The organism is Flavobacterium potami (assembly GCF_020026915.1).
Lineage (GTDB): Bacteria > Bacteroidota > Bacteroidia > Flavobacteriales > Flavobacteriaceae > Flavobacterium > Flavobacterium potami.
Genome location: NZ_JAINUY010000001.1, coordinates 1,111,659 through 1,123,766, shown reverse-complemented (window position 1 = coordinate 1,123,766; position 12,108 = coordinate 1,111,659). Strand labels below are relative to the sequence as shown.

The 12,108-nt window shown below is 34.0% G+C and carries 10 protein-coding genes; 3 read left to right on the top strand and 7 right to left on the bottom strand.

What is annotated here, in order from left to right:
• The first annotated feature begins 123 nt into the window (after positions 1-123).
• Positions 124-1,260, top strand: a complete 1,137-nt coding sequence (locus K6T82_RS04765; RefSeq protein WP_223704777.1) for a cysteine desulfurase family protein — start codon at positions 124-126, stop codon at positions 1,258-1,260.
• Positions 1,261-1,523: 263 nt separating this feature from the next.
• Here the strand turns inward: K6T82_RS04765 and K6T82_RS04760 are convergent, their stop codons facing one another.
• From K6T82_RS04760 to K6T82_RS04745, 4 genes are all read right to left on the bottom strand, one after another.
• Complete coding sequence (locus tag K6T82_RS04760; RefSeq protein ID WP_223704776.1) at positions 1,524-2,126, bottom strand: nucleotidyltransferase family protein; 603 nt, start codon at positions 2,124-2,126, stop codon at positions 1,524-1,526.
• Positions 2,107-3,240 carry an XdhC family protein gene (locus K6T82_RS04755; RefSeq protein WP_223704775.1) on the bottom strand — a complete coding sequence of 378 codons (1,134 nt, stop codon included), beginning with the start codon at positions 3,238-3,240 and terminating at the stop codon, positions 2,107-2,109. The genes K6T82_RS04760 and K6T82_RS04755 overlap by 20 nt, the downstream gene beginning before the upstream one ends.
• A 144-nt stretch (positions 3,241-3,384) precedes the next feature.
• Positions 3,385-3,858, bottom strand: a complete 474-nt coding sequence (locus K6T82_RS04750) for a copper resistance protein NlpE (protein WP_223704774.1) — start codon at positions 3,856-3,858, stop codon at positions 3,385-3,387.
• A 52-nt stretch (positions 3,859-3,910) separates the two neighbouring features.
• Entirely contained in the window at positions 3,911-4,654 is a 744-nt protein-coding gene (locus K6T82_RS04745) for a response regulator transcription factor (RefSeq protein WP_223704773.1), read from the bottom strand.
• A 134-nt stretch (positions 4,655-4,788) separates the two neighbouring features.
• On the opposite strand from K6T82_RS04745, the gene K6T82_RS04740 reads away from it, so the two are divergent.
• Positions 4,789-5,535, top strand: coding sequence for a DUF1349 domain-containing protein (locus K6T82_RS04740; RefSeq protein WP_223704772.1), 747 nt, complete (start codon positions 4,789-4,791; stop codon positions 5,533-5,535).
• A 155-nt stretch (positions 5,536-5,690) separates the two neighbouring features.
• Entirely contained in the window at positions 5,691-6,023 is a 333-nt protein-coding gene (locus K6T82_RS04735; RefSeq protein WP_223704771.1) for a YegP family protein, read from the top strand.
• Positions 6,024-6,103: 80 nt separating this feature from the next.
• Here K6T82_RS04735 and K6T82_RS04730 read toward each other — a convergent pair whose 3' ends face one another.
• From K6T82_RS04730 to K6T82_RS04720, 3 genes are read right to left on the bottom strand one after another with little or no spacing between them, the layout of a single operon-like run.
• Positions 6,104-8,035, bottom strand: coding sequence for a glycoside hydrolase family 43 protein (locus tag K6T82_RS04730; RefSeq protein ID WP_223704770.1), 1,932 nt, complete (start codon positions 8,033-8,035; stop codon positions 6,104-6,106).
• A gap of 35 nt (positions 8,036-8,070) precedes the next feature.
• Complete coding sequence (locus K6T82_RS04725; protein WP_223704769.1) at positions 8,071-10,623, bottom strand: alpha-L-arabinofuranosidase C-terminal domain-containing protein; 2,553 nt, start codon at positions 10,621-10,623, stop codon at positions 8,071-8,073.
• Positions 10,623-11,993: a glycoside hydrolase family 27 protein gene (locus tag K6T82_RS04720; protein ID WP_223704768.1), complete on the bottom strand. Its 1,371-nt coding sequence runs from the start codon at positions 11,991-11,993 to the stop codon at positions 10,623-10,625. Before K6T82_RS04720 ends, K6T82_RS04725 begins: the two co-directional genes overlap by 1 nt.
• Positions 11,994-12,108: the final 115 nt, after the last annotated feature.

Here is a 12,108-nt window from a genome sequence, read left to right as displayed (position 1 = left end):
ACGTCTGCTGAGTTTATCTAAAAAAACTTTGCGTTCTTTGCGAAAACCCTTTGCGTCTTTGCGGTTAATTTTTTCACATAGATTAATTCTGAAATTGTATTTTTACTGAAATAAGCCCAAATTATGCCTCAGCAAGAAACCATTTATCTTGATAATAATGCTACAACTCGTGTTGATGAACGTGTTTTGAATGCGATGCTTCCGTATTTTACTGATTTGTACGCTAATTCAACAGGAACGCATTTGGCTGGATTAACGGTAAAAGAAGCTGTTGAAAATGCGGCTTGGCAAACGGCTGATTTGATAAATGCCGATGCCGATGAAATCATCTTTACTTCTGGCGCTACTGAAGCAATCAATCTGGCAATAAAAGGTTTGGCTGATCAGAATCGAAAACATATTGTTACGATTCAAACGGAACATAAAGCGGTTCTTGAAACCTGCCATTTTATGGAAAGTATTGGTTTTGAAGTGAGTTATCTTCCAACTAATTCCGATGGACTTTTAAACCTTCAACTTTTAGAAGGAATCATTACAGATAAAACACTGGTCTTCATAGGAATGTTTTCTAATAATGAAACAGGTGTCATACAAAATATCAGTGCCATTTCTAACATTCTGAAAGCTAAAAATGTACTTTTCATGTGTGATGCAACACAGGCTGTTGGTAAAATTCCGATTGATGTAAAAGAACTCGGAATTGATCTTTTGACTTTGTCTGCACATAAATTTTACGGTCCGAAGGGAATTGGCGCTTTGTATATTTCGGCGAAAGCCAAAATCAAATTGGCACCACAAATTCTTGGAGGCGGACAACAAAGAAAATTACGAAGCGGAACGCTAAATGTTCCCGGAATTATCGGTTTAGGAAAAGCATCGGAAATTGCTGTAAATGAATTAGAAAAAGATCAAAATAGAATTTCTCTATTACGAGACAAACTCGAAAAAGGTTTATTGCAATTTGAAGGTTCTTTCGTTAACGGAAATACTGAAAACCGAATTTATAATACTTCTAATATTTGTTTTCCAAATGTAATTTCAGAACAGCTGATTTTGGCTTTGGGAAATATTTCTGTTTCGAATGGCGCTTCATGTTCGGCTGTGACTACTAAGCCTTCGCACGTTTTAAAAGCAATGGGATTGTGTGATGAAGAGGCTTTGAGTTCGATTCGTTTTAGTTTGGGAAGATTTACTACTTCTGAGGAAATTGATATTGCTGTTGATCGGATTTTGGAAGTGGCTTGGAAGTTACGTCGCTGATTTTTTTTGCCACTAAGACGCTAAGATACTAAGTTTTTTTTATTAAATCTCGCAAAGTCGCAGAGTCGCAAAGTTTTTACACTAATTGAATTGCGTCCAGCTTTAGCTGGATGAAAAAAGATAATTCATAGAAAAAGCTTTTAGCCAAACTTGCCGTAGTTTGGCTAAAGCCTTTTATTTTATTACATATTATACCTCCAGTTAAAACTGGAGGCAACTGATAAAAAATCTTTGTGAACCTTGCGCCTTTGCGGTTAAATAAATTATTCAGAAAGCAATGTCTTGTAATCTTCTTCCGTATCAATATCAATATTTCCTTTTTCGAAAGAAACTGAAACCACATCTTCAGTATATTTTTTAATGAGTTTTTTGGCGCCTTCCTGCCCATTTAATTCCAGCAATTCTTGGAAGTATTTTTTCTGAAATAAAACTGGGGTTCCTAAAGTTTCTGAGTAAGCTGATGCTGCAATTCCTTTTTTGGTTTTATTGGCTTCAATAATTAAATTTTCAAAAACTTCATTCGTCACAAAAGGCTGATCGCAAACAGCTAAAATACATTGTTCGCAATCTGGATTTACAAGAACTAATTCTTTGATACCTTTTACGATTGACGAAGACATTCCCGTTTCCCATTCGGAATTGAATGAAAATAGTATTTCAGGCGAATTAAGCTCTTTTTCAATTAAATCATGATTGGAACCAGTTACTACTATTACAAAAGAATTTTCAACTTTTAAAGCTTGAGAAATAGTGTTTTTTAACAGGGTTGAATCTTTGTATTTTAATAACTGCTTCGGTCTTCCCAGTCTGGAAGAATTTCCTGCGGCCAGAATAATAATGCCTGTTTTATTTCGAAATTGCTTCATAGTGAATTTCGTTATGAATTTTTCCTGCTTTGTATTTTAATGAAGTTCCCACTCTTTCTGATGCAAAAGCTTTGATTTCTGAAATAATCGATAAGGCAATTTCTTCTGAAGTTTCAGCACCAATATCCAAACCAACAGGACTGTGAATTTTTTCCAACTGTTCTTCGTTTACGGTGATTCCTTCTATCAAAAGATCATCTAACATTCGGTTGAATTTTGACTTTGGACCAAGAATTCCCACATATTGAAAATCTTTTTCTAACAACAATTTTAAAACACCTAAATCGTATTTGTAATTGTGCGTCATTAATAAAAAATAGGTTTGATTATCGCTAACAATATTTTCTAAGAAATCTTCGGCTTTTATGGTAAATATATGATCTGCTTTAGGAAAACGTTTTTTTGTTGTGTGTGTTGCACGACCTTCCTGAACGGTAATTTTCCAGCCTAAAACATGGGCCATTTTTACCAAAGGCTGTACATCGTTTCCTGCTCCTGCAATTATTAGAGCAATTGGAGGTTTTATATATTCAATCAAGGCTTCATTGTCACCTTCTGAATGTAGTTTTTTTACAATTGAAGTTTTGTTTTCCAACACTTCTTTTACATCAGAAATTAGGTTTAAAACATCGTCATTGTGATTTAAAACGGGACTGTCTTTTCTAAAAAATAAGGTTGTACCAATTTGAAAAGCATTTCTTTTTAAAGAAAAAACCGTTACAATTACCGCTTCTTTTCTTTCTAGTTCCAATTGTTGCAAAAGCTGAATCGGATTATTTTCGGCTTCCTCATCTATATATTCAAAAAGGATATGAACTATTCCGTTGCATCCCAGCTGTAATCCTACTTCAGCATCGTCTTCATTGCTGGTATTGTAGGTAACAATTTTATTTTGCTTTTGATGGATTGAAAGCAACGCTTTTCGCAAGGCATCACCTTCTAAGCATCCTCCACTTATTGCTCCGGTCAGCATACCATCTTCCGTTACAAGCATACGCGCTCCAGGCTGTCTGTAAGAGGAACCTTCAACTTTAACTACAGTGGCTAAAGCTGTTTTTTTTCCATCAAATTTTGCTTGTGAATAGGCTTTAAGTATTTCGCTGATCTCTTTCATAGGTAATCTTCATCAATAGAAATTAATATTGATGCTTTTTTATTAAGCCTAAAAATAAAAAAATATTATAAACTTAAAGACGTTTAAGATGCTTAAGTTTATAATATTGTTTGAGAAAGTGTTATTTCAGCGTCCTAAGTTTTTTTATTCATTTAATTCTAAAAAGTAATCCAACTTAGACTTTATTACTTTTTTGTTTCTGTCTAACAAATATAGTTTTTCAGGATTTTTGCTGTAATAACCGTAGTAGACTTGGTCTTTCTCTGGCTTGTCCCAGTTTAAAATAAAGATTGTTCCATCCGGATCGCTTTCTAAACCTCTTTCTGTATTGATCTTTCCCTTTTCTACAAAGTTTTTCTTGGGCTGTTTTCCTTTATACGTACTTGATAATTGGAATTTATTATCTATAACGTCAATTTTTAGAATCGTTTCAATTCCTTCACAATCGGCGCATGGCAATGTTCCTTCAAATACCTTGATATTTTCCACAATATTGCCTTCGTTTTCATTTCCGACCATGGTATCCATTAAGACAGTTTTTCCTTCTTCTTTATTATTTTTAGCATTGCAACTAACCAATAAAACAGTGGCAAATGCAAGAATACATATTTTCTTCATGATTTTTTTTGTCAAATATAAAGAATATTCTTACTTAAAAGTAAATTTTAACTTACAAGGACAAAATGCCCATCACTATAGCAGTCTGAACGGCTTCTGCCGTATTGGCAACTTTTAATTTTTCTATGATGTTTTGTCTGTGGCGTCTAACTGTATAAACCGAAATGTGCATTTCAGCTGCAATTTGTTCGCTTTTGTTTCCTTTCGCAACGCTGGTCAGGACTTCCGTTTCTCTTATAGAAAGTATATTTTCGGTATTGTTTTTATATCTTTCAGATGCTATTACTTCTCCTGTTTTTATATTAAAAATCTTTCCATCAATTCCTGCACGAGGTTGTAAATCGGTTGATGGCAAATACAAACATAACGCAAGTGAAATACTTCCGTTATTAAACGTATTCAAATAAATCGTTCGGTGATTTATATAAGTAATTTTATCGTTAGAATCTTTCATTCTAAGACGACTTAAAGTACTGTAATTACAGTATTCTTCTCTCGGAATTCCTTTTAAAAACTCATAAAAATTAAGTTCCAAAACATGACGTTCAATCAAATCTTCTGAATTTATTTTGCTGAAAATACACTCTTCAAAAGCAGAATCAATTATTGAATTTTCATTAGGAAGTCCGAAAACTGAACCAAAATTTCCAGCAAAAATATAACTACAATCTGTCTGATAATCGGATAAAACGGCCACACATTGCTCAATCTTAACATAATTTGTCACAAATTGTTTGTACATTTCTATGTCGTTAGATTCTCCAATCTCAAACTTTTGTTCTAAAAACGTGTTCATTAATTGATTTTCGACTGAAAGACTTTTTGACATCTAAAAAAGGAATTGGTTAATTTTACGTATTGCCTCTTTTTTGAAGCAATTCTATTTTTGGAAAATTAAAAATATCACTTTCTATCCCAAAAAAATAATCTATGAAAACATTTTTTTACAATGCCATTATTATTCTGAGTCTTTCTTTAGCAAGCTGTAATAATAAAAATGAAACCACAAAAACGACGATGACAGAAGAAACAAAAACCGATTCGGCCGTTGTAAACGGTTCTCCATGTAACATAAAACTATCAAACATACATTTTACAAAAGCAGTAAACGGTGCTGATTCGTTGATTAAAACCGAAGCAAACGAAAAAGTTATTTTTAAAGCCGGAGAAAAATCAGATTACTTCTCTGATCCTGACGGAAAATTATCGAATACTACTGCGCCAATGCTTTTGTCCAAAGTAGACAATACAAAGCCTTTTACGCTTACCGCGAAAGTTACGCCTGAGTTTACAGAAAAAGGTTTGTACAACGCAGGGGTTTTATACATTTATGTGAATGACAGTTTTTACCAGAAATTTTGTTTTGAGCAAGACGAAAGAGGCAATCATAGAATTGTAACGGTTCGCACAATGGGAACTTCTGATGATAATAATCATGATGTGGTAAAAGAGCCTACTGTTTATATGAAAATTTCTTCGGACACTAAAACGGTGGCAAGTTATTATTCTTTAGATAAAAAGAACTGGCAAATGGTTCGTTTGTACAAAAACAATTATCCGAAAGAAATCTGGATGGGAATTAGCACACAATGTCCGATGGATAAAGGAACACAAAGCATTTTTGAAGAAATTAATCTGGAAGAAAAAAGTGTTTCTGATTTTCGTTTAGGTATCTAATCTTTCCTTTAGAGCAAACTCCTTCTTATCTACTTATCGTATATTTTTTATTCTTAAGATAATCATTTTTTCATACAGATGTATGATTTATATTACCAAGTTTTGTATTTTTATCAATAGCAAAATATTATTACCTAATCTTAAAAATAAACTACATGGGAAAATTTGTAATTACTACTAGAGCCAACGGAGAGTTTCAATTTAATTTAAAAGCTGGTAATGGTCAGACCATTTTAACAAGCGAAGGTTACACAACAAAAGCAGCTTGCAATAATGGAATCGAATCTGTAAAAACTAATGCACCAGATGATAATCGTTACGACAGAAAAGAAGCGAAAAATGGTAAACCTTATTTCAATTTAAAAGCTGGAAATGGTCAAATTATCGGTTCAAGCGAAATGTACGAAAGCACTTCTGCAAGAGAAAACGGAATTGAATCTGTAAAGAAAAATGCTCCTGATGCGACTATTGACGATCAGACTTCTTAAAAAATATATCTATAATTATAAAAAAAGCGGTTTCTAAATGAATAGAAACCGCTTTTTTATTGAAAATTAAAATCTAAAAATTACTTCTTCAAAGCTTCAATTCCAGCATGAGTTGGAACAACTTGCTTGATCGTACCGTCTGCATTAAACTCTAATTTATCGATGCAAACTTCACGGTGAAAACCTCCGGCTTGACCCATTTTAATTCCTGTTGGATAAGAGAATCTGTGATACGTGATGTACCATTCGTCTTTGTTCGGAATTTGTAAAACTGAATTGTGTCCAGTTGCATAGATTCCTTCTTCTGGTTTTCCTTGAATTACAATATTGTTTTCTGGAATTTCAAGCGGTCCTGTTGGTGAATCTGATATTCCGTATCTTACTTTGTATTTCGGACTTCTTGTATCGTCTTCGCTCCAAAAGAAATAATATTTTCCGTTTCTGTAGATTACATACGTACCTTCACGGAAGGAAGGATTTACAGCAATAATTTTCTGCGTTCCCGGTTTTAGCGAAACCATATCTGCATTTAATTCAGCAACTCCCATGTACATATTTCCCCAGTATAGATAGCTTTTTCCTGTTTTCGGATCTGTAAAAACATCTGGATCAATTTCTTGTCCATCGTGTATTCCTTCTGGTCTTTTGCCTACAATTGCTTTTCCGCTATCTTTAAAAGGTCCGGTTGGATTATCAGAAACCGCTACGCCAACTTTTTGTGCAGCAGTAAAATAGTAGAAATATTTGTATTTTCCTTTTATCTTTTTCTCTACGATACAAGGCGCCCAAGCATTTCTATTTCCCCACGGAACATCTTTTTTAAGATCTAAAATTATGCCTTCGTCTTTCCAATCGACTAAATTATCAGAAGAAAACGTTTTGAAATAATACCCTGACCAGCTATCAAATCCGTCGCTTGTTGGATAGATATAATATTTTTTTGTTTTGTTTGAATATAGAATTTCAGGATCTGCGTAATATCCTTCTAAAACTGGATTATGATTAATTTTTGAAAGCTTTGCAGGAGTTCCCCATTTGTTTGTAATTCTCGTTAATTCTGAGCGGGTTATTGGAAGAATAGTTCCGTGGCGCGGATTAAAATCCATTGAAACATCTTGATCTATAACTTTAAAATTTTCTAAATCTTTGGTTTTAGTAAACTGATATTTTCCTTTAGAATATACATCGTACATCAAAATATATTCGTCTGAATTATTCAGTTTAAAAATACTTGAACCTTCTACTTTATCTTTAGTCTGCTGCAAGTAATTGTCATTTTCTATCCAGTTTCCAGAAGTCAAATTGGTTGTTGTAGCGGTTTTAATACCTGCTGTCTCCGATTCTGTTTTATAAAAAAGATGATAAACACCGTCTTTCTGAATAATATCACCATCAATACAAGCACCTTTAGATTTTGGAACAAACAATAATTTTGGTTCACTTTCTAAGGCTGTGAAATCTTTATTCGCATAAGCATAATAAATTTTATCTGGATCTGAACCGTGCTGCATGCTAAAGTAAATCATGTATTTACCCGCTTTTTCATCATAAATAGTCTGCGGTGCCCAAACACGTTTTAGGTTTTCATTTCCTGAAAATGCTTTTTGAATATTAACAACACTACTTTTCCAATTTATCAAATCGGTACTTTTTAATAAAATCATTGCTCGGTTACTGTCCCATCCTTTTGAAGAAGTCATGTCGGTCAAAACCATATAAAATGTTTTACCATCTTCTCCTCTTAAAATATGCGGATCGCGAACACCTCCAGTCGAACTGATCGTTTTGCTGTCTATAATAGGTTTGTTATTGTTAAGCGCATAATAATGATATCCATCTGTGCTTACAGCATAGTTTACGGCCTCTTCTTCTACTTTATTTCCAATGAAATAAACAAATAAATAAGCGGTCAAATCTTTCTCAGCAATAACTGGAGGAACTCCGCTATTCTGACCTTGCACTACGTTCAAAAATGATAGTAATGCAATAAAGCTCAATTGTAATTTTTTCATTCTTTTCTATATTTTATTCACTGCAAATCGTACAGTTATTTTGTTTTAATTCGCATTACCACAAACGCATATGGTGGCAATTCTTTAGAAAGTGCCGTTGCAACCGATAATTGCTGCGTTACTGGTCTTGCAGTTGTAAGTTCTGGATTTCCTGACAAAACCGTATACGTTACATTTTTTGTTGGTGCAAGATGATCTAAACTTATGGCTGGTGTAACTGCAACTGGAAGTGCATTTACCAATTTGATAATTAAATCTCCAGAAGCTTCATCTGAAACAACCGAAACCGCGACACGTTTTCTAACTTCATCATTATTATCAGAAAGTCTCAAAGTACTTTCTACATAATGATTCCCAGGATTTTGACCGTAAAGTTGTTGCACGAAGTAATTTACTGTTGGTTTTACTTCATCTCCAGTAAAATAAATCAAATCTGGATTCCATTGTGTATGCTTTTCTCTTGCCAATAATGGCGCATAAGAAGCCATTGTTACCACATCTCCATTACGTTCAACCCCTGTAAGATATAGCGCTTCTGCCAACGCATTATAAAATTTATTTCCCCAAGAAGCATATTCTCCCAGATACACTTTAGATTTTGCACGATCATAACTATCGTAAAAATTCTGATTATTGATAAACCATCCCGGCGATTGATAATAATGTTCGTCTACTATTGGTAGCTTCAATTCATCAGCAATTCTCCAGCCTTCGTTGTAATCTGTTCCTTCAAAAAATGGGCCGACAGTTCCAATAACAATAATTTCAGGATATTTTTGCTGTACCGCTTTTACAATCATTTTGTAACGCTCTTCAAAAACATCGCTGATTAAATCTTCATTACCGATTCCGATATATTTTAAATTGAAAGGTTTTGGATGTCCCGCTTCAGCACGTTCTTTACCCCAAACGGTATTTACGCTTCCATTAGCATATTCGATTAAATCTAAAACATCTTGAACATAATCGTCCATTTCCTCAATCGGAATTCCGAATTGCTGTCCTGAACCTCCATCAGATGAATTCTGGCACGGAACTCCCGCTGCTAAAACAGGAACGGCTTCAGCGCCCAAATCTTCACAAAACTGGAAATATTCAAAATATCCTAATCCCATCGATTGATGATAATTCCAAATATTTCGCATTGGAATACGGCTTTCAAGCGGTCCAATAGTATTTTTCCATCTATAAATATTATGCAGTCCATCTCCATGTGCTACGCATCCGCCTGGGAAACGCACAAATTTTGGGTGCATATCTGCAATCGTTTCAGCAAGATCTAAACGTAAACCGTTTTTGCGATTTTTAAATATTTTCTGTGGAAAAAGCGAAACCATATCAACGGCAGTTTCTCCATCTGTACTAATTTCTAAATGAGCATCATTTACCGTTTTGGAAACTTTCAAAATCAAATCGAATTTCTTCCATGAAGTTGAAGGTGTAAATTTCGCTTCCGCTAAAGTTTCTCCGCTAGCCAATTTTAGACGAACAACTGCTTTTGTCCCTTTTGCAAAAACACTAAAATTGTATTTATCATTGGCTTTTAATGCAATTCCGTCAAAACCAAAATTACTGATACTTCCTTTAGAAATTATAGCATAATTTGGATTATTGACATGAATAGGATTTTCTTTTACAATTTTAAAATCACCATTCCATGCCATTGAAGCGTTCCATTTTTCGTCACTTCCTTTTTTATCATGAAGTGAATATTCGAAATCACGGTTTTGAATCAGTTCTCCATACAAACCTCCATCTGCAGCATAATTAATGTCTTCAAAGAAAACTCCCGTAAGCATATTGCTGATTTTCTTTGCCTTTTCCGTATGAATAGCAATTTCTGCTTTTACAGGTTTTAATCCGACAAAAAGCAAACTATCACTTTTAGGAGAAGTCGTATTCTGTTTATCTCTAAACTTAACCGATTCCATCTTTTTAATCATATTGTCAACCAAACTCCAGTCGACCTTAAAAAGAGTTCCTTGAAAAACTTCCCCGTTTATAGCAATTTCTTTTCTTAATTTTAAAGAAGTAGCATCAATTTCTGACGAACTGTAACTTTTAAAATCTCTGGTTGCTGAAAAATAGTTTTTTCCGCTTTCGCTAAAGTGAACCAGATACTGACCATTTTTTTCATCTACCTGAACATTTGAAATAACCGATTTATCTTGATTTTTTCCAACAAAATTCTTCATTCCCTGAATGTAATTTTGTCTTCCCCAATTGACTAAATCCTTACTTTCTGAATGTGCAAAAACATTGTCTTTTACACTCCAAAAACAATGAAAAACTCCAGCTTTGTCCTGAACCAAAAAAGGTTCTGACATGCTTTTTCCCGTTGGTCCCCAACTTCCAAAATCTGATTTTAAAAAACCAAATTCTGGACCTATCGAAAACCAATTTTGCTGATCGGTACTCCATGCAAAATGAAGTCCATTTTTTCCATTATTTTTTAAAGTAGAATAAGCAAATAAATATACTTTATCTGGATTTTCTGATTTGGGTTTTACACCAAATCCAAAGATTATAAAAACGAATAGAAAAAATGAAATCAGGTTTAATGGTTTATTTTTAAAAACCATTTTCATTATTTTTTCCCTTTTAACTGATATAAAACTGAACTATGCGGTTTTAAATCGGCTCCAATTTCTTTTGAAGTTGTTTTTGATTTTTCGCCTGTCCATAGATTCAAAGTTTCTGCTGAACCTGAAATTCCTAAATCAGAAAGATTTACGGCGACTTTTTGTGTTTCTTTATCTGAGATATTAAACAAAGCCAGATAAACACTTCCGTCTTTTGGATTTTTTGAAGTCACCGCAATTTTTCCATCTTTTTGAAAAAGTTGTTTTACGGCTGTACTTTCGTTATGCATTTTTACAACATCTTTGTTTGTTAATAAGGATAAAGTAAAAGCATCATTACTTGGTAAATCGCCTCCGAAAAATAGTGGTGATTTGAAGATATTAAAGAATGTAATTAAAGTATATTGTTCGTCTTTTGTTAAACGTGTCATACGATCTTCACCTCTTTCTCCTCTAATTGAAATACGTCCTAACGGAATCATATCACAATCAGGCCAAGTTCCTGGTGCAATGTGCGGATACCATTTTTGAGCCACATCCATCAAATGTGTAATATGAGGCCATGTATCCCAAACATCATCTACCATACGCCACATATTAGCATGTGTTGTTACGTGAGGCGCTGCTTCGATTGGTGTTTCTCCTGGTGAAGTACTTAAAACAATTGTACGACCGCATTTGTCAATCGCATTTCTGATTAAGTTGATTTCGCCTTCGTGATACGGTCTTGATAAATCATCAATTTTAATAAAATCTACTCCCCATTGTGCGTACAATTCGAAAATAGAATTGTAGTATTCCTGTGCACCTGGTTTGTCTGCAACTACTGTATAATTGTCTCTCAACCATTCGCATTGCAAGGCTGTAGAATATATTTGATCTGCTGTAATTCCGTTTGCTCCTTTAATTGGCAGTTTATCTTCAACCGCTTTTTTAGGAATACCGCGCATAATATGGATTCCGAATTTTAATCCTTTTTTATGAATATAATCTGCTAAAGGTTTAAATCCTTGTCCGTCTTTTGCTGAAGGAAAACGGTTAACCGCTGGCAGATATCTTCCGTATTGGTCGATAACGTAACGAGGATCTGTTTGGTTGTAACCTCCTGCTTTGTCATTTTCAACAAACCATCGGATGTCGACTACGATGTATTCCCAACCAAATTTCTTTAGTTCTTTTGCCATATAATCGGCATTGGCTTTTACTTCGTGTTCTTCAACTGTTGGTCCGTAACAATCCCAGCTATTCCAGCCCATTGGCGGAGTTTGCGCCCATTGTTTGAATTCTTCTTTTTGAAATGTTTTAGTTTGTGCATTAGATGCGGCTGATAGAAAAAAGGCTCCTATCGCCATGGCGAATAAGTTTGTAATTTTCATTGTTTTGTGGTTATATGTGTGGTTTTTACACTTTAAATATAATAAAAAAATCTAATCTCCTATATTTAATTAGCTCTCAAAGGATTAAATAGCAATTGTTTGATGAATATCCGTA

Excerpts from the sequence above, each read along its gene's own strand:
- K6T82_RS04735 (WP_223704771.1), top strand. The coding sequence starts at position 5,691 with ATGGGAAAATTTGTAATTACTACTAGAGCCAACGGAGAGTTTCAATTT.
- K6T82_RS04755 (WP_223704775.1), bottom strand. The coding sequence starts at position 3,240 with ATGAAAGAGATCAGCGAAATACTTAAAGCCTATTCACAAGCAAAATTT.
- K6T82_RS04750 (WP_223704774.1), bottom strand. The coding sequence starts at position 3,858 with ATGAAGAAAATATGTATTCTTGCATTTGCCACTGTTTTATTGGTTAGT.
- K6T82_RS04765 (WP_223704777.1), top strand. The coding sequence starts at position 124 with ATGCCTCAGCAAGAAACCATTTATCTTGATAATAATGCTACAACTCGT.
- K6T82_RS04745 (WP_223704773.1), bottom strand. The coding sequence starts at position 4,654 with ATGAACACGTTTTTAGAACAAAAGTTTGAGATTGGAGAATCTAACGAC.
- K6T82_RS04725 (WP_223704769.1), bottom strand. The coding sequence starts at position 10,623 with ATGAAAATGGTTTTTAAAAATAAACCATTAAACCTGATTTCATTTTTT.
- K6T82_RS04730 (WP_223704770.1), bottom strand. The coding sequence starts at position 8,035 with ATGAAAAAATTACAATTGAGCTTTATTGCATTACTATCATTTTTGAAC.
- K6T82_RS04760 (WP_223704776.1), bottom strand. The coding sequence starts at position 2,126 with ATGAAGCAATTTCGAAATAAAACAGGCATTATTATTCTGGCCGCAGGA.
- K6T82_RS04720 (WP_223704768.1), bottom strand. The coding sequence starts at position 11,993 with ATGAAAATTACAAACTTATTCGCCATGGCGATAGGAGCCTTTTTTCTA.
- K6T82_RS04740 (WP_223704772.1), top strand. The coding sequence starts at position 4,789 with ATGAAAACATTTTTTTACAATGCCATTATTATTCTGAGTCTTTCTTTA.